31 protein-coding genes are annotated in these 24,340 nt (G+C 63.8%); 13 read left to right on the top strand and 18 right to left on the bottom strand.

Going from position 1 to position 24,340, the window contains the following annotated elements; genetic code table 11:
- The first annotated feature begins 14 nt into the window (after positions 1 to 14).
- Entirely contained in the window at positions 15 to 1,868 is a 1,854-nt protein-coding gene (locus tag IEV75_RS10645; protein ID WP_188452544.1) for an ABC transporter ATP-binding protein, read from the top strand.
- Between the two features lie 315 nt (positions 1,869 to 2,183).
- On the opposite strand, the gene ndk is transcribed toward IEV75_RS10645, so the two are convergent.
- A complete protein-coding gene (gene ndk, locus IEV75_RS10640; RefSeq protein ID WP_188452543.1) occupies positions 2,184 to 2,606 on the bottom strand; it encodes a nucleoside-diphosphate kinase in 423 nt (140 codons plus the stop codon).
- A gap of 97 nt (positions 2,607 to 2,703) precedes the next feature.
- On the opposite strand from ndk, the gene IEV75_RS10635 reads away from it, so the two are divergent.
- Positions 2,704 to 4,590 carry an ABC-F family ATP-binding cassette domain-containing protein gene (locus IEV75_RS10635; RefSeq protein WP_188452542.1) on the top strand — a complete coding sequence of 629 codons (1,887 nt, stop codon included), beginning with the start codon at positions 2,704 to 2,706 and terminating at the stop codon, positions 4,588 to 4,590.
- Between the two features lie 6 nt (positions 4,591 to 4,596).
- Here the strand turns inward: IEV75_RS10635 and IEV75_RS10630 are convergent, their stop codons facing one another.
- From IEV75_RS10630 to IEV75_RS10610, 5 genes are all read right to left on the bottom strand, one after another.
- The gene (locus IEV75_RS10630; RefSeq protein ID WP_188452541.1) at positions 4,597 to 5,244 is read right to left on the bottom strand and encodes a hypothetical protein; all 648 of its coding nucleotides are present in this window, start codon (positions 5,242 to 5,244) and stop codon (positions 4,597 to 4,599) included.
- Between the two features lie 147 nt (positions 5,245 to 5,391).
- Positions 5,392 to 6,075 carry a hypothetical protein gene (locus tag IEV75_RS10625; RefSeq protein ID WP_188452540.1) on the bottom strand — a complete coding sequence of 228 codons (684 nt, stop codon included), beginning with the start codon at positions 6,073 to 6,075 and terminating at the stop codon, positions 5,392 to 5,394.
- Between the two features lie 105 nt (positions 6,076 to 6,180).
- Positions 6,181 to 6,474 carry an I78 family peptidase inhibitor gene (locus IEV75_RS10620; protein ID WP_188452539.1) on the bottom strand — a complete coding sequence of 98 codons (294 nt, stop codon included), beginning with the start codon at positions 6,472 to 6,474 and terminating at the stop codon, positions 6,181 to 6,183.
- Positions 6,471 to 6,920, bottom strand: coding sequence for a DNA polymerase III subunit chi (locus tag IEV75_RS10615; protein ID WP_188452538.1), 450 nt, complete (start codon positions 6,918 to 6,920; stop codon positions 6,471 to 6,473). Before IEV75_RS10615 ends, IEV75_RS10620 begins: the two co-directional genes overlap by 4 nt.
- Positions 6,921 to 6,930: 10 nt before the next feature.
- Complete coding sequence (locus IEV75_RS10610) at positions 6,931 to 8,403, bottom strand: leucyl aminopeptidase (protein WP_188452537.1); 1,473 nt, start codon at positions 8,401 to 8,403, stop codon at positions 6,931 to 6,933.
- A gap of 166 nt (positions 8,404 to 8,569) precedes the next feature.
- Here IEV75_RS10610 and IEV75_RS10605 point away from each other — a divergent pair, with 166 nt between their 5' ends.
- From IEV75_RS10605 to rsmA, 5 genes are all read left to right on the top strand, one after another.
- Entirely contained in the window at positions 8,570 to 9,694 is a 1,125-nt protein-coding gene (locus IEV75_RS10605) for an LptF/LptG family permease (protein WP_188452536.1), read from the top strand.
- Positions 9,691 to 10,785, top strand: coding sequence for an LptF/LptG family permease (locus IEV75_RS10600; protein ID WP_188452535.1), 1,095 nt, complete (start codon positions 9,691 to 9,693; stop codon positions 10,783 to 10,785). The genes IEV75_RS10605 and IEV75_RS10600 overlap by 4 nt, the downstream gene beginning before the upstream one ends.
- 84 nt (positions 10,786 to 10,869) lie before the next feature.
- Complete coding sequence (locus IEV75_RS10595; protein ID WP_217979566.1) at positions 10,870 to 12,123, top strand: peptidylprolyl isomerase; 1,254 nt, start codon at positions 10,870 to 10,872, stop codon at positions 12,121 to 12,123.
- Complete coding sequence (gene pdxA, locus IEV75_RS10590) at positions 12,123 to 13,106, top strand: 4-hydroxythreonine-4-phosphate dehydrogenase PdxA (protein ID WP_188452534.1); 984 nt, start codon at positions 12,123 to 12,125, stop codon at positions 13,104 to 13,106. The genes IEV75_RS10595 and pdxA overlap by 1 nt, the downstream gene beginning before the upstream one ends.
- Positions 13,103 to 13,966 (top strand): 16S rRNA (adenine(1518)-N(6)/adenine(1519)-N(6))-dimethyltransferase RsmA, encoded by an 864-nt coding sequence (rsmA, locus tag IEV75_RS10585; protein ID WP_188452533.1) that lies wholly within the window; start codon positions 13,103 to 13,105, stop codon positions 13,964 to 13,966. Before pdxA ends, rsmA begins: the two co-directional genes overlap by 4 nt.
- A gap of 3 nt (positions 13,967 to 13,969) precedes the next feature.
- On the opposite strand, the gene gmk is transcribed toward rsmA, so the two are convergent.
- From gmk to IEV75_RS10540, 9 genes are all read right to left on the bottom strand, one after another.
- Positions 13,970 to 14,629 carry a guanylate kinase gene (gmk, locus tag IEV75_RS10580; RefSeq protein WP_188452532.1) on the bottom strand — a complete coding sequence of 220 codons (660 nt, stop codon included), beginning with the start codon at positions 14,627 to 14,629 and terminating at the stop codon, positions 13,970 to 13,972.
- Positions 14,630 to 14,633: 4 nt separating this feature from the next.
- On the bottom strand, positions 14,634 to 15,524 hold the full coding sequence (locus tag IEV75_RS10575; protein WP_188452531.1) for a YicC/YloC family endoribonuclease: 891 nt from the start codon (positions 15,522 to 15,524) through the stop codon (positions 14,634 to 14,636).
- A 2-nt stretch (positions 15,525 to 15,526) separates the two neighbouring features.
- Positions 15,527 to 16,597 carry an endolytic transglycosylase MltG gene (gene mltG, locus IEV75_RS10570; protein WP_188452530.1) on the bottom strand — a complete coding sequence of 357 codons (1,071 nt, stop codon included), beginning with the start codon at positions 16,595 to 16,597 and terminating at the stop codon, positions 15,527 to 15,529.
- 25 nt (positions 16,598 to 16,622) lie between these two features.
- Positions 16,623 to 17,912 carry a beta-ketoacyl-ACP synthase II gene (fabF, locus tag IEV75_RS10565; RefSeq protein ID WP_188452529.1) on the bottom strand — a complete coding sequence of 430 codons (1,290 nt, stop codon included), beginning with the start codon at positions 17,910 to 17,912 and terminating at the stop codon, positions 16,623 to 16,625.
- 14 nt (positions 17,913 to 17,926) lie between these two features.
- Complete coding sequence (locus tag IEV75_RS10560; RefSeq protein WP_036511926.1) at positions 17,927 to 18,163, bottom strand: acyl carrier protein; 237 nt, start codon at positions 18,161 to 18,163, stop codon at positions 17,927 to 17,929.
- Between the two features lie 199 nt (positions 18,164 to 18,362).
- Positions 18,363 to 19,100 (bottom strand): 3-oxoacyl-[acyl-carrier-protein] reductase, encoded by a 738-nt coding sequence (gene fabG, locus IEV75_RS10555; protein ID WP_188452528.1) that lies wholly within the window; start codon positions 19,098 to 19,100, stop codon positions 18,363 to 18,365.
- A 1-nt stretch (position 19,101) separates the two neighbouring features.
- Positions 19,102 to 20,055 carry an ACP S-malonyltransferase gene (fabD, locus tag IEV75_RS10550; protein ID WP_188452527.1) on the bottom strand — a complete coding sequence of 318 codons (954 nt, stop codon included), beginning with the start codon at positions 20,053 to 20,055 and terminating at the stop codon, positions 19,102 to 19,104.
- A gap of 84 nt (positions 20,056 to 20,139) precedes the next feature.
- Complete coding sequence (locus IEV75_RS10545; RefSeq protein WP_188452526.1) at positions 20,140 to 20,430, bottom strand: type II toxin-antitoxin system RelE/ParE family toxin; 291 nt, start codon at positions 20,428 to 20,430, stop codon at positions 20,140 to 20,142.
- Positions 20,423 to 20,674, bottom strand: a complete 252-nt coding sequence (locus tag IEV75_RS10540) for a type II toxin-antitoxin system ParD family antitoxin (RefSeq protein ID WP_188452525.1) — start codon at positions 20,672 to 20,674, stop codon at positions 20,423 to 20,425. The genes IEV75_RS10545 and IEV75_RS10540 overlap by 8 nt, the downstream gene beginning before the upstream one ends.
- A gap of 151 nt (positions 20,675 to 20,825) precedes the next feature.
- On the opposite strand from IEV75_RS10540, the gene IEV75_RS10535 reads away from it, so the two are divergent.
- Both IEV75_RS10535 and IEV75_RS10530 read left to right on the top strand, forming a co-directional pair.
- Positions 20,826 to 21,095 (top strand): type II toxin-antitoxin system Phd/YefM family antitoxin, encoded by a 270-nt coding sequence (locus IEV75_RS10535; RefSeq protein ID WP_188452524.1) that lies wholly within the window; start codon positions 20,826 to 20,828, stop codon positions 21,093 to 21,095.
- A complete protein-coding gene (locus tag IEV75_RS10530; protein ID WP_188452523.1) occupies positions 21,082 to 21,303 on the top strand; it encodes a type II toxin-antitoxin system RelE/ParE family toxin in 222 nt (73 codons plus the stop codon). The genes IEV75_RS10535 and IEV75_RS10530 overlap by 14 nt, the downstream gene beginning before the upstream one ends.
- Positions 21,304 to 21,309: 6 nt before the next feature.
- Here the strand turns inward: IEV75_RS10530 and IEV75_RS10525 are convergent, their stop codons facing one another.
- The gene (locus IEV75_RS10525) at positions 21,310 to 21,453 is read right to left on the bottom strand and encodes a hypothetical protein (protein ID WP_188452522.1); all 144 of its coding nucleotides are present in this window, start codon (positions 21,451 to 21,453) and stop codon (positions 21,310 to 21,312) included.
- A gap of 104 nt (positions 21,454 to 21,557) precedes the next feature.
- On the opposite strand from IEV75_RS10525, the gene rpsF reads away from it, so the two are divergent.
- From rpsF to IEV75_RS10505, 4 genes are all read left to right on the top strand, one after another.
- Positions 21,558 to 21,908 (top strand): 30S ribosomal protein S6, encoded by a 351-nt coding sequence (rpsF, locus tag IEV75_RS10520; RefSeq protein ID WP_188452521.1) that lies wholly within the window; start codon positions 21,558 to 21,560, stop codon positions 21,906 to 21,908.
- A 12-nt stretch (positions 21,909 to 21,920) separates the two neighbouring features.
- Positions 21,921 to 22,178 (top strand): 30S ribosomal protein S18, encoded by a 258-nt coding sequence (gene rpsR / locus IEV75_RS10515; protein ID WP_188452520.1) that lies wholly within the window; start codon positions 21,921 to 21,923, stop codon positions 22,176 to 22,178.
- Between the two features lie 11 nt (positions 22,179 to 22,189).
- Positions 22,190 to 22,783, top strand: coding sequence for a 50S ribosomal protein L9 (gene rplI / locus IEV75_RS10510; RefSeq protein WP_188452519.1), 594 nt, complete (start codon positions 22,190 to 22,192; stop codon positions 22,781 to 22,783).
- 92 nt (positions 22,784 to 22,875) lie between these two features.
- The gene (locus tag IEV75_RS10505; RefSeq protein WP_188452518.1) at positions 22,876 to 23,349 is read left to right on the top strand and encodes a GNAT family N-acetyltransferase; all 474 of its coding nucleotides are present in this window, start codon (positions 22,876 to 22,878) and stop codon (positions 23,347 to 23,349) included.
- A gap of 1 nt (position 23,350) precedes the next feature.
- Here IEV75_RS10505 and IEV75_RS10500 read toward each other — a convergent pair whose 3' ends face one another.
- Positions 23,351 to 23,725: a DUF6768 family protein gene (locus IEV75_RS10500; protein ID WP_188452517.1), complete on the bottom strand. Its 375-nt coding sequence runs from the start codon at positions 23,723 to 23,725 to the stop codon at positions 23,351 to 23,353.
- Positions 23,722 to 24,273: an RNA polymerase sigma factor gene (locus IEV75_RS10495; protein WP_188452516.1), complete on the bottom strand. Its 552-nt coding sequence runs from the start codon at positions 24,271 to 24,273 to the stop codon at positions 23,722 to 23,724. Before IEV75_RS10495 ends, IEV75_RS10500 begins: the two co-directional genes overlap by 4 nt.
- Between the last annotated feature and the right edge of the window lie 67 nt (positions 24,274 to 24,340).

Raw genomic sequence — 24,340 nt, 5'->3', positions numbered from 1 at the left:
ATATCGAGATACTGATGTTCCGCTTTTTCGAATCCCGCGTTGACCCCTTCCCCGCTACCGAGCCGGAAGCGCCGCCCAAGACCCTCCTGGGCTTTGTTGTCTACTATACCCGGCCCGTCTGGCCGTGGCTGGTGACGCTGTCGGTCCTGACCGCGATCCTGTCGGTGTTCGAGGTGGTTTTCCTCGGCTTTCTCGGCACGCTGGTAGACTGGCTGGCAGAGGCTGACCGGGAGACATTGTTTGAGGAGCACGGGGCGGGCCTCCTCGCCATGGCGGCCTTCGTGCTGATCGGGTTTCCGCTTCTGGTGCTGTTCAACTCGCTGATCACGCACCAGACGATCTTCGGCAATTTCCCGATGCTCGCGCGCTGGCTGACCCACCGCTACATCCTTGGCCAGTCGATGAGCTTCTTCCAGGACGAGTTCGCCGGCCGGGTCAGCCAGAAAGTGATGCAGACCGCGCTCGCGATACGCGAGACGGTGATGAAGGTGCTCGATATCTTCGTCTATGTGGCGGTCTATTTTGTGGGTGCACTGGTGCTGGTGGGCGGGGCGGAGCCCTTCCTGATGATCCCGCTCGTGCTCTGGCTGGCGGGCTATCTGTGGCTCCTGTTCCACTTCATCCCGCGTCTGCGCGACATCTCCATGAAGCAGGCCGATGCCCGCGCCGAGATGACCGGGCGCATCGTAGACAGCTACACCAATATCCAGACCATCAAGCTGTTTGCCCATGCCCGCCGCGAGGAAGGCTATGCGCGCGATGCGATGAGCGGCTTCATGGGCACGGTCTACAAGCAGATGCGCCTTGTTACCGGGCTCTACACGCTTCTGCAGACGCTCAATGCGGTGCTGCTGGTCGCCGTAACGGCCTCCACGATTGTCGCCTGGCAGATGGGGCTGGTGGGTCTTGGCGTGGTCGCCGTGGCGGTCGCCATTGTCATGCGCATCAGGGCGATGTCGGACTGGATCTTGTGGGAAACGGCAGGCCTGTTCGAGGCCGTCGGCACCATTCAGGACGGCATCAACACCATCGCGCAGGAGCAGGCCATTACCGACAGGGCTGACGCCAGACCGCTCCTTGTCTCCAGCGGCGCAATCCGCTTTGAAAACATCTCCTTCCATTATGGCAAGGAGGCCGGCGTGATCGACGGGCTCAGCCTCGACATCGCGGCGGGCGAGAAGGTGGGGCTGGTCGGGCGTTCCGGCGTGGGCAAGTCCACCCTCGTCAACCTGCTCCTGCGCTTTTACGACCTTGAGGGCGGACGCATCACGATTGACGGGCAGGATATCTCGAAGGTCACGCAAGATTCCTTGCGCCGCCAGATCGGCATGGTGACGCAGGACACCTCCCTGCTGCACCGCTCGATCCGGGATAATATCGCCTATGGATCGATGGATGCAGACGATGCGGCCGTGATGGAGGCCGCGCGCCGGGCGCAGGCCGATGCCTTTATCCCGGACCTCTCCGACATCGATGGCCGCACCGGCTATGACGCGCATGTTGGCGAGCGGGGCGTGAAGCTCTCCGGCGGGCAGCGCCAACGCATCGCGATTGCGCGCATCCTGCTGAAAGACGCGCCGATCCTGGTGCTGGACGAGGCGACGTCCGCGCTGGACTCCGAGATCGAGGCCGCGATCCAGGAACAGCTCTATCAGCTGATGGAGGGCAAGACCGTCATCGCCATCGCGCACCGCCTCTCCACCATCGCCATGCTGGACCGGCTGGTGGTGATGGAGGAAGGCCGCATCATCGAACAGGGCAGCCATGACGCGCTGCTGGCGAAGAACGGCGTCTACGCCCAGCTCTGGAAACGCCAGTCCGGCGGGTTCCTGAACGTGGATGCGGACTGGACCGTCGCGGCGAAGTAGCTCGTGCCGTCACCCTTCCAGCGTCATTCCGGGCGGAGCGCGTTAGTGCGCAGACCCGGAACCCAGGCTTGTTTCAGGTCCCGGCTCGGGGACCGGGACCCCGGTCTTGTTGTTCCCGGACCTCTCAACCGGGTTGCCGGGCTTGACCCGGGATCCATTGGGCGGGGAATGCGTTGCGCAACCAAAATAAAGACTGGGTTCCAGATAAGCGCCTCGCGCTTTCTGAAATGACGATTAAAAAGGGCGCAGACGATAAAAAAAAAGCCCGGCATCGCTGCCGGGCTTTTATCGTCTCGGGGAAGGCAGAAGAAAGCCTTAGCCCACCAGTTCCAGACCGGAGAAGAAGAAGGCGATTTCCTCGGCGGCCGTTTCCGGCGCGTCGGAGCCGTGCACGGAATTGGCTTCGATCGACTCGGCGAACACCTTGCGGATCGTGCCTTCATCGGCATTGGCCGGGTTGGTGGCGCCCATGACGGTACGGTATTTCGCAATCGCGTCTTCGCCTTCGAGCACCTGCACCACGACCGGGCCGGAGATCATGAAGGATACGAGGTCGTTGAAGAAGGGGCGTTCGCGGTGCACGCCGTAGAAGGTCTCGGCCTGCGCCTTCGTCATGTGGATGCGCTTTTGCGCAATGATGCGAAGGCCCGCATCCTCGATCATGGCGTTGATCTTGCCGGTGAGGTTACGCTTTGTGGCGTCGGGCTTGATGATGGAGAAGGTGCGTTGCAGCGCCATGGTGTCGTGTCCCTTGGGTGATGATTGGGGAGGTGTGGTTTGGCGCGGCTTATAGCGGCGCTTTTACCTGCCAGCAAGCCGTGCTACGCGGCGCTTCATGCTGCACATCAACGACCTCACCTACCGTATTGAAGGGCGCATCCTGTTCGATCAGGCAACGCTCTTCCTGCCGGCAAAGACGAAGATGGGCCTTGTCGGGCGCAATGGCACCGGCAAATCCACCCTGCTCCGGCTGATACGCGGAGAAACCGCGCCGGAGAGCGGCGATATCCGTATCCAGCCGGGCATGCGCATGGGCAGCGTGGAGCAGGAAGCGCCCGGCGGCCCGGTTTCCATCATCGATTTCGTACTGGCGGCGGATACCGAGCGGGCGAGCCTCTTGGCCGAGGCCGAAACCGCCACCGACCCCAACCGCATCGCCGATATCCAGACGCGGCTGGCCGATATTGATGCGCATTCGGCCGAGGCACGCGCCGGTGCGATCCTGCATGGTCTTGGCTTCTCCAACGAGGAACAGCAACGGCCCTGTTCGGCGTTCTCGGGCGGCTGGCGCATGCGCGCCGCGCTGGCGGCAACGCTGTTTGCCAGACCTGACCTTCTCCTGCTCGACGAGCCGACCAACTATCTTGATCTGGAAGGCGCGGTCTGGCTTGAAAACTATCTGCAGAAGTTTCCAGGCGCCGTACTGCTGATCTCTCACGACAGGGGGCTGCTCAACGCCTCGCTGGACATGATCGCGCACCTGAAAGACGCCCGGCTGACCGTCTGGGAAGGCGGATACGACCAGTTTGAAAAGCAGCTCGCCGAGCGCCAGCGTCTGACCATGAAGCTGGTTGAAAAGCAGGAGGCGGAGCGCCGGCGCCTGCAGGGCTTCGTCGACCGCTTCAAGGCCAAGGCCAGCAAGGCCAAACAGGCGCAGTCGCGTGTGAAGAGGCTGGAGAAAATGCAGCCCGTGGCGACGTCGGTCGATGATCCGGTTGCGCCCTTCGATCTGCCGGTTGCTCCGCGCCGCATGGCCAACCCGCTGGTGCGCCTCGACGGCGCGGCTACCGGCTATGGCGAGGATGCGGTGATCCTGAAGAACATGGATCTGCGTATCGATATCGATGACCGGATCGGCCTTCTGGGGCGCAATGGCGCGGGCAAATCCACTTTCGCCAAGCTGCTGACCGGTCAGATACCCGTGCTCTCCGGCGCGATGCGCATGCACAAGAAGCTGGAGATCGCCCATTTCGCCCAGCACCAGATCGATGCGCTGCACCCCAATACTTCCGCCTATCAGCACATTCTCGAGCTGATGCCGGATGCGACCGAAGCCCAGCGGCGCGCGCGCCTGGCCCGTTTCGGCCTGCCGGGCGACCGGCAGGAAACGCCCGCCAAAGACCTTTCGGGCGGCGAGAAGGCGCGATTGCTGATGAACCTCATCAGCTTTCACGGAGCGCACCTTCTCATCCTCGACGAGCCGACCAACCATCTCGACATGGACAGCCGCGCCGCGCTGATGGACGCCATCAACACCTATGAAGGGGCAGTGATCCTGATCAGCCACGACCGCCACCTGATCGAGGCGTGCGTGGACCGGCTGTGGATAGCCGAAGGCGGCACGGTGAAGCCCTATGAGGGCGATATGGACGAGTACCGCAAGCAGCTCCTACGCCCTGAAACCGAGGGCAATGGACGCGGGAGAGTCAAACCCGATGCCAGGCTGGAGCGGCGCAAGGATGCAGCCGAAGCCCGCTCAAGGCTCAAACCACTCAAGGCCGAGGCGCTGAAATGGGAGCGTGAGGCAGAACGCCTGAAAGGCGTGCTGGAGACCATCGACAAGGGGCTGGCCGTGCCGGGCCTTTGGGAGAAAGACCCGAAGCTCGCCACCGAGCTGACGAAGAAGCGCGCCCGCGCCGAGGAACTTATCGACGCGGCCGAGATGAAGTGGCTGGAGGCCGACGAGGCCTATGAACAGGCGCGCGAGGCGGCGGGGGTTTAGCGTCAGCTAGTCGAACCGGCCTGCGACGGCCACCGCGCCCGGATTCACGGGGGGATCAAACCTCTCATCATCGGGCGTCAGGGTGATAAAGAGCGCATACCCTTCGCGCCTTGCACGCTGCCCGAAACTGACCGCTACCTGGTCCAGCTCCCGAGCGGAAGTAATGAAGGTGTCAGTCGGAAAGAAGTCCACATCCGGATTGTGTTTGTGGAAAGTGTCGGTCGGAAAGAACATGTCTCCCGGAAAGGCCTGTGTGACGGCCCGCTCCAGCTCGCGCTGGTTGAGACGGACATCGCCGCGTTCGGACACTTCGGCGCGCACGCTCGCGCGTCCGGCGATCCGGCCGGACGCATCGGCTACCAGTACATGAAGCTGCGCAGGCGCGGGCGGTCGCGGGGCAGCCTGCTCGACGCCCATTCGGGCGTTGGCCCCGAACCAGCGCGAGAAGTCAGCAGCCGTGATGCCTGCTTCACCGGCGCGTTCGGCCAAAGCGGAGACGGTCCGCTCATCGAGTTGCAGTACGTAGTTGTCGCCGCGTTGGGCACTGGCGGCCCCGGACGCGGCTACCGCCAGACTGGCCGCTAGGGAAATTGCGAAAAGCGGTGCAAGCACACGCAGGCCCGATGTCACCAATTTCTCTGATAGTTCAGCCATAACCTGTCCTCCCTGATCGTTATCAATCGAACAGGACAGGCAACAGCGCCCGGCTAGGCGTACGGACCGGTTGCCCGGTCTGTTCGTCATGTAGCGTGGTCACCCTAGTCAGGCCGTTGGCAGGCTTCAACCCGCCGCCCGCGCGGCTCAGTTGTTGGAATTGGCCGGATCCATGAACATGGACAGGATCAGCGCCGTCACGACCGCGATCTGCCGGTCCTCATCACCTTCAGGCGGGATGTAGAGCAATGGCCGCATGATACGGTAATCCATCCCGCCAATATCACGCCCATCGGGCGTTGTGAGGATGTAGCCCGGCACCCGGCCCGTCGGCAGGCCGATACCGCCGCTCAGCCGGCGTGTCTCGAACTGGAGCGAGCGGCCATCAAGCGCGACCTGTCCGGCCCGCTCGGTGCGCGCCCGCGACAGGAAGCCGCCAGAACGCGAGAAGGCCAGCTCAAGACCGGCATCGGGCAGCACCTCGCCGTTGCGCGAGAAGGTGCACGAATAGGTGATGCGCTCGCGGTCCCAGGTGATGATGAAGGTCGTGCTGCTCTCGCGGCCCGCGCAGTCGACGCTCAGCGGCCCGTCCTCGAAGCCCGGCCCCTCGACAGTGAAGGCATTGCGGATACGGTCCAGCGACCGGATACCCATGATGCGCGCGCTCATGCCGCCCACCGTGAACTCGCCGCTCCACGGCCCGGCGCGGTAGACATTGCGCCCGTCCTCGCGCGATGCGCGCACCTCGACCTGCTCGCTATTGGCCATCATGGCTTCAGCGCCGGTGTCCTGCACCAGCAGTGCAGCCGCCATCATCAATATCGAAATCATCTTGCCCTCCCCGGCATCGGCTGGAGAGCAACCGTAGGGTATTGCGGCAAGGGAGTCAGCCCGCCGGGCCGGAGACAACCGGCCCCGGACCAAGGCAGACAGGAGTTACCCGCAGGTGACGCGCTCCACGCGGCCATTTTCACCGACAATGACATTCATCCGTTCCGGACGGTAATCCATCGTCACCGCTTCATCGCGGCCATAAATGCGGTAGGGAACGGGCAGGGTCGACGCGTCGATCTCGGAGCGCAACTGGCCGACCAGCAGCTGGAATTGCTGGGCCGGACACTCACGCGCTCCGGAACGGTCCACCACGCCGCCGTCCGCCGCATCATTCACGGCCGTGGCGCAGGCGGCCAGCATGGCCAGCGAAGCAAATGTGGCTGCGTATCGGATCATCCCTGTTTCTCCCAGCGTCCCTGATCGGACTGTTTCCAGTAGGATACCGTCTTTCCCGACTTTTTCATGGCCGACCAAAGCGACCGCGCGCTCTGCTTGGCCGCCTCGTCCCTATCCTCGAACAGGAGGATAACGCGGTTCCACCCGTCCGGGTTGCCCGGATCGGCGCCTCCGAGGCAGAACAGCATGTCAGCGCCATTCACATTGCGGGTTTGCGTAGAGATCAGAACCGGCTGACGCGGAGCGCCCGGCTCGCTGTCGAGCCCATGCGGCAGAAAGCTGTCCTCGCGGTAGGTCCACAGACGGGTATCGAGACTGGTGGCGGTTTCGGTATCGGGCACCACCACAAGCGCGCGAGAGCCGCGCTCCAGCACCTTCTGGATAAGGCCGGGCAGGACATCGTCCACGCCGGCCTTTTCCAGATGATAGAACCAGAGCTCGGCCATCAGCGCGGTATCAGTTCTCGTAGAAATCGCGCACGAAGCGGTCCAGCACACGGACACCATAACCGGTGCCGAAGGCAGGCAGGCGCGGATCCTTGGACCCGGCATACATGGCCGTTCCGGCGATATCCATGTGAACCCACGGCTTGCCGTTGACAAAGCGCTGCAGGAACACCGCGCCGGCAATCGAGCCGGCATTGCGGCCCTGGCCGAGGTTTTTCATGTCGGCGATATCGCTGTCGATATGGCGATCATATTCCGGCCCGATCGGCAGGCGCCACACGCCCTCGTCAGACGCCTTGCCTGCGGCATAGAGCCTGTCAGCCAGCTTGTCGTCATTGGAGAAGATGGCGGCGTGTTCATGACCGAGCGCCACAAGGACAGCACCGGTCAGCGTCGCCAGATCGATGATGAAGGCAGGGTCGAACTTCTCCTGAGTATACCAGAGTGCGTCTGCCAGCACGAGGCGGCCCTCGGCGTCGGTGTTCAGGATCTCGATGGTCTGGCCGGACATGGAGGTCACCACGTCACCCGGACGCTGGGCATTGCCATCAGGCATGTTCTCGACCAGCGCGACCACGCCGACCACATTGGCCTTGGCCTTGCGGCCCGCCAGCGCGCGCATCAGGCCGACCACGGCGGCCGAACCGCCCATATCGCCCTTCATCTCTTCCATGCCGGGTCCGGGCTTCAGCGAGATGCCGCCTGTATCAAAGGTCAGGCCCTTGCCGACGAAGGCGAGCGGCTTGTCACCCTCCTTCCCGCCATTCCAGCGCATGATGACCAGCTTGGCTTCGCGCGCGGAGCCCTGGCTGACGCCCAGAAGCGAACCCATGCCCAGCTTCTTCATCTGCGCCTCGCCGAGCACCTCGACCTCCAGGCCTTCTTTTTCCAGCTTGGCGATCCGCTTGGCATACTCCTCGGGGTGGAGAATGTTTGGCGGCTCCATCACAAGATCGCGCGCCAGCGTGACCCCGTCGGCAACCGCCTCCCAGCTCTTCCAGGCCTTGCGCGCCGCCTTTTCATCGGCCGCGACGATCTCGACCGTGGTCAGGGACGGTTTCTTGTCGGACTTCAGCTTGGTGCGGTACTGATCGAAGCGATAGGCCGCCATGGTGGCGCCAAGCGCTGCGCGCGAAGACAGTTCGCCGTCCTCGGCATCAATGTGAACCGAAAGGGCCTGCGTACCGCCAAGCAGAAGCTGTTTGACCGCCGCCGCGACCGCCTTCTCGTAGACATTGCCGTTGGCAGTCTTCTTCGAACCCAGACCGAACAGCACAATCCGCGCGGCCTTCACGCCGGCCGGCGCGGCAATCTCCAGCACCTGTCCTGCTTCACCGGTGAAGCGCGAAGCCTTGATGGCCCGGGTCAGGCTGCCGCTGCTTGCCTCCTCCAGAGCCTTGGCCGATGGCGACAGGCTCGCCTTCTCGTAAACAGCCACGGCCAGCGCGTCGCCGGAGGGTTTCGAGGAGAACTTGATGTGCATGGAATTCCTTTCTGAACGACGGGTTCCCAGTGTCGCATCCGGCAGGCCCTTGACACCCTCTAGGTGCCGGGCAGCCGAACTGCGGGAATTAGGCTGGCTTTAGTGGTATCCGATCTGAAGCCGGGGTAGAAGTCTGTCGTCACACAGAAGACCGCAAAGCATCTCCATGAAACTGTTTCAGCGTTACGCCTTCCGGCAGGCCATGCTGCCCTTCCTGACCACGCTTGCCGCGCTGACGGGTCTGGCGATTCTCACGCAGTCGCTTTCCAACCTGAACCTTGTGGCCGACCGGGGCGAAACCCTGCTCGTCTTCCTGTGGGTGACCATTCTGGCCGTACCGCAGATCGTCGCCCTGCTTATGCCGATAGCTGTTTTCATCGCCTGTGCCGGCGCGCTGAACCGGATGATGAGCGAGTCCGAGCTGACGGTCGCGGCCGCCGCGGGACTTAGCCGGCGCGAACGGCTCTCGCCGTTTTTGCGGGTGGCTGTCTATGCGATGCTGATCAATCTCGGCGTGAATCTCTTTGTCCAGCCTGCTGCCTATCGCGAGATGCGCCAGGCCATCTACGATGTGCGTACAGACATTGCCGCCAGCGTCATGCGTCCCGGGGAGTTCGTGGCCATGGGCGTGGATGTGACATTCTACGCCCGCACGCTGGGTGAAGGCGGCACGATGAGTGATGTGTTCATCGAGGATGGCCGTGGCACGGCAAGCACAGCCTATTCCGCCCGTCAGGGACAGATCGTGCGCGCAGAGCGCGGGCCTGTCATGCTGCTGCGCAACGGCGTTGTCTCGCAGATCGAGGAATCCGGCACGCTGTCGAGCCTGACCTTTGACAGTTACGAATTCGACCTCACGGCCTTCATCGATCCCACTGACGCCTTCTTCTTCAAGGAAAGCGACCGCTATCTTCCCGAACTTTTCAGCCCAAGCCCCGGCGAGGCCGCCCGTGCGCGCGGGCGGGGCAATCTGTTGGCGGAGGGCCATTACCGGCTGGCCGCACCGCTTTACAATCTGGCCTTCGCCATGATTGCGCTTGCAGCCTTTCTGAGCGGGCCGCCCCGGCGCACCGGCTATGCGCGGGCCGTCGCCCTGGCCGGCGCATGCGCGCTGATCGTACGGCTGACAGGATTTGCCGTTCAGGCCGGCGCGGCGAGTACACCTGAACTGAACTGGCTCCAGTATGCGATACCGCTCACTGCCATAGCCGGAGCCTATATCGTCATTCACCGCCCAATGCGCTTTGCCGCCAGGCGGCTCTCGCCACACCATGAGGGGGTGACCGCATGAGGGTGCTCACGCGGTATCTCCTCTGGCAGACATTGCTCGGCCTGCTCGGCGCCGCTGCGGTAATCATCGCGGTCATCCTGCTTATCGACTTTGTCGAAACCTCACGCGATATCGCGACGCGTGTGGATATATCCCCTGCCGACGCGGCCTTGTTCAGTCTTCTCAAATTGCCACTGCTGCTGCAGGACACCCTGCCCTTCATCGTGCTGTTCGGCGTGCTGTGGACCTTTTTCCGCCTGAACCGGCGCAGCGAGCTGATCGTCATGCGTGCTTCGGGCGTATCGGTCTGGCGAATCATGGCGCCGGTGGCTGGACTGGCTTTCGCGACCGGGCTGGCCGGCAGCTTCCTGCTCAATCCGCTCGGCGCAGCAACCAGTGCGGAGTTCGAAGCGCGCCGGTCAGCCTTGTTCGAGGGCCGTCCGGTGGAAGAAATCAGCGGGGCGCGGGTCTGGCTGCGCGAAGTGCGGGAGAATCAGTTCGTGATCATCGCCGCGCAGGGCATTGATGATTCACGCCTCATTGCGCCGGTGTTCAGGATCTACAATCCGCAGGGCACCGATGGTGGCCCGCCTGAACTGGAGCAGCAGGTCCATGCCAGCCAGGCAAGCCTTGCCGGCGGATTCTGGCAGCTCAGCGAGGCGGTGGAATATCGCCCTGAGTCCGGTGCGGCGGAACTGGGCGATATCTCCATCCCCACCAGCACCGGACCGGAAGCCCTGTTCGAGCGCACCCGGTCTGCGCAAGGCGTGTCTTTCTGGCGTCTGCCCGAGGTCATCGTGTCAGCGCGCGAGGCCGGACTGTCCGTACGCGCCTATCAGCTGCGCTGGCAATCGCTTCTGGCCCAGCCGCTCCTGCTGGTTGCCGCCGCGCTGATGGCGATAGCCGCCACGCTGCGCCTTACAAGGCTGGGCGGTGCTGCCGGGTTCGCACTGGCAGGCGGGGCGGGCGGGTTCCTTCTGTATTTCCTTCAGCGCATGCTGAACGGGCTGGGCAGTGCAGGCAGCCTGGACGTGGTCAGCGCGGCATGGTCGGCGCCAGCCCTGTTCGCCCTCGGCGCGCTATTGTATATCGCCGTCACCGAAGATGGCTGAAAGCTGTCATCAAGCTGCCGTTATGATTGCCTAGAGGCTCCCGATCAGTATGGTCTGCGGGTCGACAACCAGGAAGCTACACATATGCCGATTTCGTCCCTGAAGCGTCTGATGCTGTGCCTGGCCGCACCGTTCGGCCTGGCACTCGCAGCCGATGCGCACGCACAACAGGTCGAGGGCATTGCGGCGATCGTGAACGATCAGCCGATAACCACCTATGAAGTGCGTGACCGCATGCGCTTCATTCTGACCACATCAGGCGTCCAGCCCACCGAGGAAGTGCTGGCGCAGGTGCAGGAACAGGCCCTGCGCTCACTGGTCGAGGAATCGCTGCAACTGCAGACGGCGCAGGAATACGAAGTACCCATTACAGAAGAGGAAGTCGACGAAGCGATAGCCGACATTGCCGCCCGCAATGGTGTCACGGTGGCTGATATCCAGGCTGATCTCGAGAGCGCCGGCGCCAGTATCGACACCATGCGCCAGCAGCTCCGCGCTGAAATCGCGTGGTCATATCTGGTCAGCGGCCGCTATCGCAGCCGCATCCGTGTCTCCGACGCGCAGATAGAAGGCGCGCTTGAACGTCTGGCCGAAAGCGCTTCCCAGACCCAGTACCGGGTCGCCGAGATCCAGGTAAATCTGCCCGCCAGCGGCGATGAGGCAGACGCAGAACGCCGCATCACGGCCATCTACCGCGCGCTCGAGCAGGGCGCTCCCTTCCCGGCAGTGGCACAACAGTTTTCCGATGCGCCGACAGCGGCCTCCGGCGGAGATGCAGGCTGGCTGAGCGCTGCCCAGGTGCGCCCGCAGGTCGCACAGGTGCTGCAACAAATGCCCGTCGGCAGCATTTCCAACCCGGTCCGTGTACCGGGCGGCTACATGATCGTGGCGCTGGCAGACCGCCGTGAAGGCCAGGTGACCGAACAATTCACCCTTCAGCAGGTTACACTGGTCAGCTCGCAGATCACGCCGGAGCGCCGTCAGGCGCTTGAGCGCGCCGCAAGCCGCGCACAAGGGTGCAGCAATGTCCCTGCCGCTTTCGAACGCGTGCCGGAAGCGATCATTACCGATATCGGAACTGTTGGTGCGAACGCGCTGGTGCCGCAGATCCGCTCAGCCCTGTCGGGGCTTGAGGACGGACAGGCGAGCCCGGTGCTCGAGACGGCAGCAGGGCTCCAGGTTTTCATTCTGTGTGAACGCCGGCTTGGCGGGCCGGGTCTGCCCGGCTCCAGCGAGATCGAGAGCCAGATTGTGAACCAGCAGCTTTCCTTGCTGGCGCGCCGCTGGCTTCGTGATCTGCGCAATAGCGCCACGGTGGAGATGGTTGGCGATTTCTGATGCCGGAACCGCTGGCGCCTCTGGTCCTGACGCTGGGAGACCCTGACGGCATCGGCCCTGAAATTGCTTTGAAAGCCTGGGCGGCACTCCGGCCTGACGGGCCGGTATTTGCAGTGGCAGGCGGGCTGGATATTCTCTCGCGTACCGCCCGATTGCTGAACCTGCCTGCTCCCGCCGCCATTGCCGATTGTTCTGCGGCGCACGACGCGTTTGACCGCGCCCTGCCGGTTCTGCCCGGCGGTACAGGTTCGCCCACCCTTGCCTCTATCGAGGACGGTGTATCGCGCGTGCGTTCCGGTGAAGCCTCCGGCCTCGTCACAAACCCTGTCTCGAAAGCGGCGCTGTACGCGCAAGGCTTTGCTTTTCCCGGCCATACCGAATTCCTCGCCCATCTGACCAGTGATATGCCGGTGACCGGCGAACGCGGCCCGGCCATGATGCTCGCTGTTCCGGGGCTGCGCACTGTTCTGGTAACCATCCATCAGCCCCTGCGCGAAGCCATCGCATCACTGACCAGCGGCAAGATCGTGCAAACCGCGCGGCTGGCATTTCAGGCGCTGCAGCGGGACTTCTCCATCACCAGGCCGCGCCTGGCGCTGGCCGGGCTGAACCCCCATGCGGGGGAAGGGGGAAGCATGGGGCGCGAGGAAATCGACATTCTGGCGCCTGCGCTGGAGCAGCTGCGCGCCGAAGGCATTGACATCGCCGGACCAATGCCGCCCGACACCCTGTTCCATGCCGAGGCCCGTGAACGCTATGACGCCGCGATATGCCTCTATCACGATCAGGGGCTTATTCCCGTCAAGACGCTCGATTTTCATGGCGGTGTGAACGTTACGCTCGGGCTGCCAATCGTGCGCACTTCGCCCGATCACGGCACTGCGAAGGATATCGCGGGCAAGGGCGTCGCCCGGGCCGACAGCCTGATAGCGGCTGTCCGGCTGGCGCAGGAGATAGCGGGAAACCGGGGCCGGACGCGATGAGCGGTGATACGCTGCCGCCACTGCGCGACGTGATCGCAGCCCATGGGCTCGCCGCAGACAAGCGTTTCGGACAGCACTTTTTGCTGGACCTCAACCTGACAGCCAAGATCGCGCGTCTTTGCGGCGATTTGCCGGACAGCACGGCCGTCGAGATCGGACCGGGACCGGGCGGGCTGACGCGCGCCCTCCTGAGCGAAGGCGCCGCGCGCGTCATTGCCATTGAGAAAGATGCGCGGTTTCTTCCCGCTCTCGCCGATATCAGTGCGGCGTTCGGCAACCGGCTGTCGGTGATCGAAGCCGATGCCCTGAAAGTCGGGCGTGAGGCCCTGGGTCTAGCGGCTGGTGAGCGCGCCGTGATAGCGGCCAACCTGCCCTATAATGTCGGCACGGCCCTGTTCACGGGCTGGCTGGAGGCTGAGCCGCCCTGGTGGTCGCGCGCTGTCCTCATGTTTCAGAAGGAAGTGGCCGAACGGATTGTCGCGCGTACCGGCGAGGATGCTTATGGCCGTCTGGCGATACTCACCGCCGCCCGTGCAAAAGCGAAATACGCGTTCACTCTGCCTGCGCGGGCTTTCACTCCGCCGCCCAAGGTGGACAGTGCGGTCGTGGTTGTCGATCCGCTGCTTGGCGGCGAACGTTTCAGCGATGTCGAGGCGTTGTCCGTAGTGACAGCCAGCGCGTTCGGCCAACGGCGCAAGACATTGCGCAAATCGCTGGCCCAGGCCGCCTCGCAGACCCGCGCCAGCGCGGAGGAGTTGCTGACGGCCTGCGGTATCGATCCGGGTGCGCGCGCCGAGACCATACCGCCGGACGGTTTCATGGCCCTGGCAAAGGCATGGCGGGCCGCCCGGAGCGCGTAGCGGCTAACCTTCATCCATCAGGGCGTTGACGAAACCCTCCAGCCACGGGTGGCGCACCCGGCGCAGGCGTTCGGCATGAAGGATGAGTGACAGGCGCTCCAGCGCCTCTGAGAAATCGTCATTGAGGATGACATAGTCATACTCGTCCCAATGCTCGATCTCGGCCTTGGCCCGTGCCATCCGGCCATTGATCACTTCGTCGGAGTCCTGCGCGCGCTTGGTCAGCCGGTCGCGCAGCAGGCTCAGCGAGGGCGGGAGGATGAAAACCTTCACACAGTCCTGCGGTGCTCCAGCAGCCAGTGCGCGGCCGCCCTGCCAGTCAACGTCGAAAACGACGTCGCGCCCCTCCTCGAGGGCCTCCTCCACGGGTCCTTTCGGGGTGCCGTAATAATGGCCGAACACTCGCGCATACTCGTAGAACTCGTCATTCTCCGCCTGGCGCTCGAACTCTTTTTCGGTGAGGAAGATATAGTCCTGCCCGTCCACCTCGCCGGGGCGCGGCGCGCGCGTCGTGGCCGATACCGAAAGCACCAGATCAGGATTGGACGCGATAAGGCGGCGCGACAGCGTCGTCTTGCCCGCGCCAGAGGGGCTGGACAGCACCAGCATGAGGCCACGCCTCTGCCCGCGGAACACCGGACCTGATAGGGAACCAACAGGCATGGGCCTACTCCAGATTCTGGACCTGCTCGCGGAACTGGTCGACGACATGCTTCATGGACAGGCCGATTTCGGTCAGGCCGCGATCAGACGATTTGGAGCACAGAGTATTGACCTCGCGGTTAAATTCCTGTGCCAGAAAGTCGAGCTTGCGCCCACACGGTGAACCGCCGGCGAGAAGGCTCCGTGCGGCCTCGACATGGCCGGTCAGCCGGTCGATCTCCTCGCGCACATCGGCCTTCACCGCCAGCAGCGCCGCTTCCTGGGCAAGCCTGTCTGCATCGATGCCGGACGGCAGGAGATCATCAATCTTCTGCTTGAGCCGGTCCCGGATGGCCTCGGCGGCGGCCGCCGGATGGCTTGCGGCCTGTTGCTTGAGGTGCTCGATCTCACTGATCTGGGCTTCCAGAACCGGCTTCAGCTGGGCACCTTCCGCCTGACGGGCCGATTTCAACGCGGCGGCGACTTCGTCGATCACCGCAAGGACCGCGCTGTCGGCCTGCGCCGTGACAGCGTCCCCGGTGGCCGCCTGGTCTTCGCTGATGATGACGCCGCGCAAGGCCAGCAACCCGTCAATACGCGGCGGAGCGGCCAGGCCCTTGTCGACCAGATCGCGCCCGGCCAGTGCCAATGCCCGCAAGCGCGCCTCATCAATGTGGGCGCCGGCCTCTACACTTGCGGGCTTCTCGAGCGATACGGTTATTGATACGGAGCCGCGCTCGAATGCGGCCTTGATACGGCTGCGCGCCTCGGCTTCGAGATGGCCTGTGCCATCGGGCAGGCGCAGGCGGATATCCAGCCCCCGGCCGTTCACCGAACGCGCCTCTGCCGACAGCGTGCCGAAATCACCGCTGGATGTGGCACGGGCGAAACCGGTCATGCCGGAGAGAACACCCATGATCAGCGTCCCCCGGAGCGGGCGCGCTCGCGCTCGATCTGGCGCCAGCGGGCGACATTGCGGTTATGCTCGGCGAGTGTGCGCGCGAAAGCGTGGCCGCCCGTACCGTCCGCCACAAAGTAGAGATACTCGCTCTCGGGCGGGTTCAGTACCGCCGCAATCGCCTCGCGTCCGGGGTTGGCGATCGGCGTCGGGGGCAAGCCGTCGATATGATAGGTGTGATAGGGGTTTGTGGTGTCGTCCAGCTCGGAGCGCCGGATGCCGCGGCCCAGCGGCTCGCCGCCCGAAATCCCGTAAATGATCGTCGGATCGCTCTGCAGGCGCATGCCCCGGCGCAGCCGGTTCACGAACACGGCCGCCACCATGGGACGTTCATGGGCAATGCCGGTTTCCTTCTCGACGATGGACGCGAGATTGATCGCTTCCTCCCGGGTCGAGAAGGGAAGGTCCGGATCGCGGCTATCCCAAAGCTGGTCAAGAAGGCGTGTTTGCGCCGCCGCCATCCTGTCCAGCACGGCCTGACGGCTTGTGCCGCGATCCACCAGATAGGTGTCGGGCAGGAGTGAGCCTTCAGCCGGAATACTTTCGATCTCGCCGGTCAGAACATCGGAGGCCTCGACAATACGCACGATCATGGCCGTCGTCAGGCCTTCGGGCACGCGGACCGGGTGCTGGATGACTTCGCCATAGGCGAGCTCGTCGTAAATTTCCGCCATCGAGGCGCGGGCCGGAATGGCAAACTCTCCAGCGCGCATGGGCGCGCGCGCGCGGCCGAGTTCCTCGTCAATGCGCAGCTGAGCCAGGAAAATCCGCTGATCGGTGATGAACCCTTCCGCTTCCAGCCGCGCCGCAATCGCACGCACGCTGGACCCGCGCTCCAGGAGGATGGTGGTGTCCTCCTCCAGCGGGCCTTCGGCCCTGAACTGATAGCCGAGCCACGCATAGCCGCCGACAATGGCCGCGCCCGCCACGAGCGCAAGCGCACCTATCAGAAACAGGCTGATAATGAAAAGACGCAATGGACCGAGCCCCTTGCTGACCTGTTTGCCGGGAGGCGTGCTATCCGTGCTCATGGCCCCTCACCCGCAAAAGAGGGCCTTAGCCGGCAGCCTTCAGGACCACCGAGGCATTCGTGCCGCCAAATCCGAACGAGTTTGACAGGGCCACCTTGATATCTTTTTTCACGGCCTTGTGGGGTGCCAGATTGATCGGGCTCTCCACGGACGGGTTGTCCAGGTTCAGCGTGGGCGGGCAGATGCCATCGCGAATGGCGAGGATCGAGAAGATCGCCTCGATAGCGCCGGCAGCCCCCAGAAGATGGCCGGTTGCCGACTTGGTCGAGGACATGACGACCTTGCCGGCATGGTCGCCCAGCAGGCGCTCAACGGCCTTGAGTTCGATCTCGTCGCCCTTGGGTGTCGAGGTGCCATGCGCGTTGACGTAATCAATGTCGGACGGGCTGAGGCCCGCGCTTTTCAGCGCAGCGCTCATGGAGCGGAAGCCGCCATCACCATCTTCGGCTGGCGCCGTGATGTGATAGGCATCGCCAGACAGGCCATAGCCGACCACTTCGGCGTAGATCGTGGCGCCGCGGGCCTTGGCCGCCTCGTATTCTTCAAGCACGACAACGCCTGCGCCTTCGCCCATGACAAAACCATCCCGGTCCGTGTCATAGGGGCGCGAGGCCGCTTCAGGCCGGTCATTAAATCCTGTGGACATGGCACGGGCAGCACAGAAACCGCCAAAGCCAAGCCGGGTGATCGCGCTTTCGGCGCCGCCGGCGACCATCACATCGGCATCGCCATAGGCAATCAGACGCGCCGCATCGCCAATGGCATGCGCGCCGGTAGAACAGGCGGTGACCACGGAGTGGTTCGGCCCTTTAAGTCCATGGCGGATCGACACCTGGCCAGAAGCCAGATTGATCAGCATGGCAGGGATCACGAAGGGAGAGAGCTTGCGCGGCCCACGCTCATGGAGCGTGATCGAGGCGTCATACATGGTCTGCAGACCGCCAATGCCCGAACCGATCAGCACACCGGCACGCTCGCGCGCAGCGTCATCGGCAGGCTGCCAGCCCGAATGGGCAATCGCCTCGTCGGCGGCAGCAATGCCGTAAAGAATGAAATCATCGATGCGTTTGGCGTCGCGGGCGGGCATTACAGCATCCGGATCAAACGATCCGGGAACATCAGGCCCGCCCCCATTGCGGCCGTCCACGCGGGGGATCACGCCTGCGATCTGGCAGGGGAGATCCTCCGTCTCGAAATGGGTAACCCGGGCAAGCCCGGATTTCCCTGCGAGCAATTGCGCCCAGACATGCTCCACGCCGCATCCGAGCGGGGAGACGATGCCGAGGCCGGTGACGACAACACGACGCTTGGACATGGTCCGGTGCCGGCCTAGCCGACTTTCTCGGAGATGAATTTCACCGCATCGCCAACGGTCTGGATGTGCTCGGCTGCGTCATCGGGGATTTCGATGTCGAACTCTTCCTCGAAAGCCATGACCAGCTCGACATTGTCCAGCGAGTCCGCGCCAAGATCATCGATGAAAGAGGCTTTCTCGGTGACTTTATCCTCTTCCACATCGAGGTGCTCGATGACGATCTTCTTAACGCGATCAAAAACGTCAGACATGACGGACCCTTTATCTAATATTTCCGGGCAGGGCCATCAGACCCCTTATGCCCCCTGACTGGAATGGGACCGGAACACCTGCACCGGCACCCACAAGGTTGCGGCTGATAACACGCCAATTCAGGCAAGGCTAGCAACCTCAGCGGCTTGACGCCAGCGCGAAGACGATCCCCTCGTTCCGCCGCGACTCAGCTGGCGGTCAGATCATGGCCATCCCGCCATTCACGTGCAATGTCTGACCTGTCACATAGCCTGCTTCCTCACTGGCGAGATAAACGCACGCTGCGGCAATGTCCTTGCCCGTACCAAGATCACCGGCAGGGATTTTGGTCAGGATGGCCGATTTCTGCTCCTCATTGAGCGCATCGGTCATGGGCGAGGCGATGAAGCCCGGCGCAACGCAGTTCACCGTCACCCCGCGCGAGGCGATTTCCTGGGCCAGCGCCTTGGAGAAGCCGATCATCCCTGCCTTGGAGGCGGCGTAGTTCGCCTGGCCCGGATTGCCGGTCACGCCCACCACCGAGGTGATGCCGATAATGCGTCCCCAGCGGTTCTTCATCATGCCGCGCATGGATGCCCGGCAGAGGCGGAAATGGGCTTCAAGATTGACCTTGATGACCGTCTCCCAGTCCTCGTCCTTCATGCGCATGAGCAGCTGGTCGCGCGTCACACCGGCATTGGAGATGAGGATGTCGAGCCCGCCGAGCGCGTCGCTGGCGGCCTTCGGCAGATTATCGACCGCCTCTGCGTCAGAGAGATTGCAGGGCACCACCGCGGTGCGCTCACCCAGCTCATCGGCCAGCTTCTGCAACACTTCAGCGCGCGTGCCCGACAGCGCAACCGATGCGCCTTGCGCATGCAGCGCGCGGGCGATCTCGCCGCCGAGGCCGCCGGTCGCGCCGGTTACCAGCGCCTTTTTTCCTTCAAGAGAGAACATGTTACGCATTTCCTTTCAGTGAGGCGGCAAAGGCTTCCAGATCAGCCGGGCTGTTGAGGGCCACGCCCTCCACGCCTTCCACGGTACGTTTCAGCATGCCGGAGAGCACCTTGCCCGCGCCGGCTTCCGCAAACCGGGTGATACCGCCCTCGCCTGCCATGTACATCACGCTTTCACGCCAGCGTACGCGCCCCGTCACCTGCTCGACCAGCTGGGCGCGGATGGCTTCGGGATCGGTCGCCGGGCCAGCTGTCACATTGGTGATGACGGGCACTTTGGGGGCATTGATCGCAGCGCCTTTCAGCGCTGCGGCCATGGCGTCCGCAGCCGGCTGCATCAGCGTGCAATGGAAGGGCGCGGACACCGGCAGCAGCATAGCCTTGCGGATACCGTCGGCCCTGGCCGCCTCTATGGCGGCCTCGACAGCGGCCTTCGCACCGGAAATCACGATCTGGCCGGGCGCATTGTCATTGGCGATCTGAACGACGCCGGCCGCAGAACCGGCCTCGACGGCCTTTTGTACCTGGGCCTCCTCGGCGCCGAGAATCGCCGCCATTGCGCCCTCGCCCACCGGCACGGCCTTCTGCATGGACAGGCCGCGCAGGCGCAGGAGCCTGGCCGCGTCGTCAATGGAGAGCGCCCCGGCAGCGGCCAGCGCGGAATATTCACCCAGCGAGTGCCCTGCCACAAACTTCGCCGCCGTCACATCGATGCCGAACCCTTCCTTCAGGGCCGCCATGACAGCCAGCGAGGTCGCCATCAGCGCAGGCTGGGCGTTCTGGGTGAGGGTCAGGGTCTCGATCGGGCCGTCCCAGATCAGCGTGGAGAGCTTTTCGCCCAGCGCGTCGTCAACAGCCTCGTAGACGGCACGGGCCGCCGGATAGGCCTCTGCCAGCTCGTGGCCCATGCCGGCCGCCTGACTGCCCTGGCCTGGAAAGATGAATGCAAGCGCCATGAAGCGCGTCCTCCCTTGTTCTGATGTGGTGCCCGGATAGACCGTGAGGGGCGGGCAAGGCAAGCCGCAGCGTAGCGCAGCTGGTCAGAAATGCGCGTCAGGCAGCATGTGGCTATGCAGCACGAGCACGATCTCCACACCATAGCCTTCAGGCCGGTAAAAGATGACGTGCGACCCGCACACGCGCTGGCGATAGCCCTCGCGGATGTCGCTGGCATCCTGCCCGGCGAGCGGGAAATCGGCCAGGGCCGCAAAGGCGTCGAACAGAAGGGAGATGTAAGTTTCGGCCTGCTGCTGAGACCAACGCTCCGCAGTGTCCTGCCATATGCGTTCGAGATCGAGCCGGGCGGCCGGGCGCAGCCGGAATTCAGCCACGTGCCGTTGCTTTGGCGCGCATCGCCGCCACGAACTGCTTGCGCGTGACGGCCTCAGCAGGGCCGCTCTGCTCGCCCTGCTCCAGTGCGTGGCGCAACGCCGTCAGCCGCGCCTCACGCTCCTGCAGCAGGCGCAGGCCCGCGCGCACAACCTCGCTTGCCGAGCCAAAGCGGCCCGATGCAACCTGCTCATCAATATAGCTGGCCAGCTGGTCATTCAGGGCGATGGAGGTGTTCCGGCTCATCGCGCGCTCCTTGTTTGAAGCGCCCATATTACCAGAAATTGGTAGTGCGGGCCAGCCGGATGCCCCGCCCTGCTTCAACCCGCCAGCCGGACGATCAATGCCCTTCCCACTTTCGGCTAAATTAGACCAATCAGCCGATCGGAGCCGCCCCATGCGCACGTTCACCGCCGCCGATGCCAAGAACCGTTTTGGCGAAATGCTGGATGCCGCCCGGCGCGAACCGGTGCGCATCGAGAAGCATGGCCGCGCGGTCGCCGTGATGGTCTCGGAAGAAGATTATGCCCTGCTGCAACAGATGAAGCGGGAGGCGGTTCTGGAACAAATCGCCGAAGGACAAGCGGCCGCAGACGCCGGAAACGCTGTCGACGGCGACAAGCTGTTTGGCCGGTTGGGCGAAAAGCTGAACCGTGGCGCGGCTTGAGTTCTCTGCCCCCGCCGCGCAAGCGGTTGAGGGCGTCTTCGACTCTACGCTTGAAAACCGGGGGCCGTCACAAGCTGACCAGTATCTCACCGAGCTGATGCCGGCATGCCGCAGGCTCAGCGAGAACCCCAATCCGGGCAGCCGCTTCATGTCATCTCCAAGACCTGTGCGCCGCTTCCTCATCAATCAGCACTGGTGCTATTATTAGCCTGTCTCAGACGGCATTGTCGTACGCGCCATCGCCCCTGTGCGCCAGGAACCCGATCTGCCGCCGGGCCAGTCCTGAACCCTCCCGCTTGCCCTTTATGCGCTGATAGCGTATGTCCCGCGCCTTCACCGGCTGCGGTCTGGTGGGCATGACCGTTCCTGACATGGTGTCGGGGCGGGCCTGACCAGAGCCATCGCGGGGTCTGCCTTCCCTGGCAGGAACCGTGCCGCATCCACAGAAAACAGGGACTTAACATGGCATACTACGAACACGTGTTCGTTGCCCGCCCGGACGTGTCTCCGGCGCAGGTGGAAAGCCTCCTTGAGGAGCTTAAAGGCCTCATCGAGGAAAAAGGCGGCAAGGTCGGCAAGACCGAATACTGGGGTCTTCGCACCCTGGCCTACCGCATGCACAAGAACCGCAAAGGTCATTACGGCCTGATCGACATGGAAGCGGGCGCAGACGTGCTCGAAGCCATCGATTCGCGTCAGCGCTATTCCGATGACGTGATCCGTTACATGACCGTGCGCCTGGACGCGCTCTCCGAAGAGCCGTCCGCCGTTCTTCGCAAGAGCGAAGAGCGCAAGCGCCGCGACCGCCAGTAGGAGATCCGATCCATGGCTAGCGATGTCCCCACAATCGGCGCGCCTGTGCGCCGTCCGTTCGCCCGCCGCCGCAAGGTCTGCCCGTTCTCGGGTGAAGGCGCGCCGGCGATTGATTACAAGGATGTGAAGCTGCTTCAGCGCTACATGTCCGAACGCGGCAAGATTGTCCCCTCGCGCATCACGGCGGTCTCCGCCAAGAAGCAACGCGAGCTGGCCCGCGCCATCAAGCGCGCGCGCTATATGGGCCTTCTGCCCTACGCGCTCGACTAGGAGAGAAACCCATGAAAGTTGTTCTTCTTGAGCGCGTGGAAAAGCTCGGCACCATTGGCGATGTCGTCAGTGTGCGCCCCGGCTTTGCCCGCAACTTCCTCCTGCCGCAGCAAAAAGCGCTGCGCGCAACGGAGGCCAACATGGCCCGCTTCGAACGCGAGCGGGAAATCCTTGAAAAGCGTAATGCGGAGCGTGCTGCCGAAGCGCGCGGCCAAGGCTCGCACCTTGACGGTGCCAGCTTTGTGCTGATCCGTCAGGCGTCTGAGTCCGGCCAGCTCTACGGATCGGTGTCCACCCGTGACATCGCCGACGCAGCTTCGTCCGACAGCCTGACCGTCACGCGCGGCATGGTTGACCTCAACACGCCGATCAAGACGCTGGGCGTGCACACGGTGCGCGTCGTCCTGCACCCGGAAGTCATCGTTGAGATCACTATCAACGTGGCGCGCACGCCTGAAGAGGCCGAGCGCCAGGCCAAGGGTGAGGATGTCATCGCGGCAGCCGCCGAGGAAGACCGCGCCCTTGCCGATGCGCAAGCGGCCGAGCTGTCCGAGGCCTCTGCCGAAGGCGCCGAAGAGCGCGGCGGTGACCGCGACGAGGAGTAGTCCTCGCGTTTCACGCCTTGCTTGTTGCAAGATCAGGGGCGGCTCCTTTCAAAGGGGCCGCCCTTTTTCGTCATCAGGAGGGAAATCGCGCTTTGCTGATACGAGATTACACATGCGCTGATGCCAAGGACCTGGTAGATATCTTCCAGAGCGCGGTTCTGGAGGGAAGCGCGCCGCTCTACACCCGCGAACAAAGGGCGGCGTGGGCCGCTCGCATCACCGAGGGCGCGGCCTTACACGCACGGCTTGAAGACCAGACCTGCCTTGTGGCCATCGGCGATAGTGGCGCTCTGGGCTTCACCGCCCTGCAGGTAAACGGGCATCTCGACATGCTGTTTGTACTGCCCGGCCAGCGCCGTAGCGGCACCGCCGGAGCGCTGCATGATGCGCTACTGGAGCGCGCGGCCTCAGCCGGTCATGCCGGCCTGTCCGTCCATGCCAGTCATCTCGCGCGGCGCTTTCTCGCCAAACGCGGCTGGCAGTTCGTGCGCACAGAAACGGTAAACCTGCACGGGGTGACGCTGGAGCATCATTACATGACGCTCCAGCTCGGCCACCCTGCCTAGTTCAGCTCCGCTCGGCGCGCATCCGTTCGATGCGAAGCTCCAGCCGGCGGATTTCGGTCAGCAAGCGGTTCTCGCTGATATAGGGCGTCATGCTGGTCTTGATGACAATCGCCATGACAAACAGGGTCACAGCGGGCAGGCCATAGCGCAGCGCGTCCAGCGCATCTGAAGCCTGGAAAAACTCCCAGGCAAACCACACACCCACGACAAACATGATGCCTTGGCTAACCAGCATCACCCAGTTGGCCCAGGCGCGCGGCCCGGTCAGAAGCGGCCAGAATCCGCCAAGCACGCCCGGCTCCTTGCCCAGAACCTCACGCAGCGCCCGGTCCTCATCGTCCAGTGCCTGTTCGATCAGGCGGTCCACATCACTCATTTCATGCCTCCTTCGAGACTGTCGCGCAGCTTGCGCCGCGCATGCATCAGGCGGGTCTTTACCGTGCCCGCCGGCACGTCCAGAGCGATGGCGGTCTCCGCCACGCTCAATCCTTGCAAGTGGAAAAGCGCTATCGCCGCGCGCTGTTCACGCGGCAGTGCCTCCATCGCCTGTTTCACGCGCGCGCCATCGCCATCATCATGCCTGTCTTCAGCGCCGGTCTCGCGCGGCTCAGCGTCTACTGCACGAGCCAGCCGCCGGTCTGACCGGCGTTGCCCGATCAGCCGCGCGCACCGCCGTGTCGTGATACGGTAGGCCCAGGCGGCAAAGGCACGATCATCACGCAAGGCCGGCAGGCCGCGCAGTATTTCCAGCCACGCCTCCTGCACCGCGTCGGCGGTCAGTTCATGATCGCCTGTCAGCCGCCAGGCATGGGCGGTGAGCAGCGGATACCAGCGCATTGCCAGCTGGCGCAGGGCGTCGCGGTTATTGGTCCGCGCAGCGGCAGCCAGAAAGGCGTCGAAGGCATAGTCGGCATGCTTGCGCATCGGGCTTCCTGTCACACGTTCAGGGTAAAGGTGCGCACCAATGCCAACCCGGTTCAATCGCACAGCA

This window comes from Glycocaulis albus (genome assembly GCF_014639075.1).
Lineage (GTDB): Bacteria > Pseudomonadota > Alphaproteobacteria > Caulobacterales > Maricaulaceae > Glycocaulis > Glycocaulis albus.
Note: the sequence above shows the minus strand (reverse complement) of the source record. Positions and strands in the feature narration are given on the sequence as shown.

What these genes read in the sequence shown, in the direction of transcription:
- rpsF (WP_188452521.1), top strand. Translation starts at nt 21,558, where the DNA reads ATGGCATACTACGAACACGTGTTCGTTGCCCGCCCGGACGTGTCTCCG.
- IEV75_RS10525 (WP_188452522.1), bottom strand. Translation starts at nt 21,453, where the DNA reads ATGCCCACCAGACCGCAGCCGGTGAAGGCGCGGGACATACGCTATCAG.
- IEV75_RS10540 (WP_188452525.1), bottom strand. Translation starts at nt 20,674, where the DNA reads ATGAGCCGGAACACCTCCATCGCCCTGAATGACCAGCTGGCCAGCTAT.
- IEV75_RS10625 (WP_188452540.1), bottom strand. Translation starts at nt 6,075, where the DNA reads ATGATTTCGATATTGATGATGGCGGCTGCACTGCTGGTGCAGGACACC.
- gmk (WP_188452532.1), bottom strand. Translation starts at nt 14,629, where the DNA reads ATGCCTGTTGGTTCCCTATCAGGTCCGGTGTTCCGCGGGCAGAGGCGT.
- mltG (WP_188452530.1), bottom strand. Translation starts at nt 16,597, where the DNA reads ATGAGCACGGATAGCACGCCTCCCGGCAAACAGGTCAGCAAGGGGCTC.
- pdxA (WP_188452534.1), top strand. Translation starts at nt 12,123, where the DNA reads ATGCCGGAACCGCTGGCGCCTCTGGTCCTGACGCTGGGAGACCCTGAC.
- IEV75_RS10560 (WP_036511926.1), bottom strand. Translation starts at nt 18,163, where the DNA reads ATGTCTGACGTTTTTGATCGCGTTAAGAAGATCGTCATCGAGCACCTC.
- fabG (WP_188452528.1), bottom strand. Translation starts at nt 19,100, where the DNA reads ATGTTCTCTCTTGAAGGAAAAAAGGCGCTGGTAACCGGCGCGACCGGC.
- fabD (WP_188452527.1), bottom strand. Translation starts at nt 20,055, where the DNA reads ATGGCGCTTGCATTCATCTTTCCAGGCCAGGGCAGTCAGGCGGCCGGC.
- IEV75_RS10535 (WP_188452524.1), top strand. Translation starts at nt 20,826, where the DNA reads ATGCGCACGTTCACCGCCGCCGATGCCAAGAACCGTTTTGGCGAAATG.
- IEV75_RS10575 (WP_188452531.1), bottom strand. Translation starts at nt 15,524, where the DNA reads ATGGGTGTTCTCTCCGGCATGACCGGTTTCGCCCGTGCCACATCCAGC.
- ndk (WP_188452543.1), bottom strand. Translation starts at nt 2,606, where the DNA reads ATGGCGCTGCAACGCACCTTCTCCATCATCAAGCCCGACGCCACAAAG.
- fabF (WP_188452529.1), bottom strand. Translation starts at nt 17,912, where the DNA reads ATGTCCAAGCGTCGTGTTGTCGTCACCGGCCTCGGCATCGTCTCCCCG.
- rsmA (WP_188452533.1), top strand. Translation starts at nt 13,103, where the DNA reads ATGAGCGGTGATACGCTGCCGCCACTGCGCGACGTGATCGCAGCCCAT.
- rplI (WP_188452519.1), top strand. Translation starts at nt 22,190, where the DNA reads ATGAAAGTTGTTCTTCTTGAGCGCGTGGAAAAGCTCGGCACCATTGGC.
- IEV75_RS10500 (WP_188452517.1), bottom strand. Translation starts at nt 23,725, where the DNA reads ATGAGTGATGTGGACCGCCTGATCGAACAGGCACTGGACGATGAGGAC.
- IEV75_RS10495 (WP_188452516.1), bottom strand. Translation starts at nt 24,273, where the DNA reads ATGCGCAAGCATGCCGACTATGCCTTCGACGCCTTTCTGGCTGCCGCT.
- IEV75_RS10620 (WP_188452539.1), bottom strand. Translation starts at nt 6,474, where the DNA reads ATGATCCGATACGCAGCCACATTTGCTTCGCTGGCCATGCTGGCCGCC.
- IEV75_RS10645 (WP_188452544.1), top strand. Translation starts at nt 15, where the DNA reads ATGTTCCGCTTTTTCGAATCCCGCGTTGACCCCTTCCCCGCTACCGAG.
- IEV75_RS10595 (WP_217979566.1), top strand. Translation starts at nt 10,870, where the DNA reads ATGCCGATTTCGTCCCTGAAGCGTCTGATGCTGTGCCTGGCCGCACCG.
- IEV75_RS10600 (WP_188452535.1), top strand. Translation starts at nt 9,691, where the DNA reads ATGAGGGTGCTCACGCGGTATCTCCTCTGGCAGACATTGCTCGGCCTG.
- IEV75_RS10610 (WP_188452537.1), bottom strand. Translation starts at nt 8,403, where the DNA reads ATGCACATCAAGTTCTCCTCGAAACCCTCCGGCGACGCGCTGGCCGTG.
- IEV75_RS10605 (WP_188452536.1), top strand. Translation starts at nt 8,570, where the DNA reads ATGAAACTGTTTCAGCGTTACGCCTTCCGGCAGGCCATGCTGCCCTTC.
- IEV75_RS10635 (WP_188452542.1), top strand. Translation starts at nt 2,704, where the DNA reads ATGCTGCACATCAACGACCTCACCTACCGTATTGAAGGGCGCATCCTG.
- rpsR (WP_188452520.1), top strand. Translation starts at nt 21,921, where the DNA reads ATGGCTAGCGATGTCCCCACAATCGGCGCGCCTGTGCGCCGTCCGTTC.
- IEV75_RS10630 (WP_188452541.1), bottom strand. Translation starts at nt 5,244, where the DNA reads ATGGCTGAACTATCAGAGAAATTGGTGACATCGGGCCTGCGTGTGCTT.
- IEV75_RS10615 (WP_188452538.1), bottom strand. Translation starts at nt 6,920, where the DNA reads ATGGCCGAGCTCTGGTTCTATCATCTGGAAAAGGCCGGCGTGGACGAT.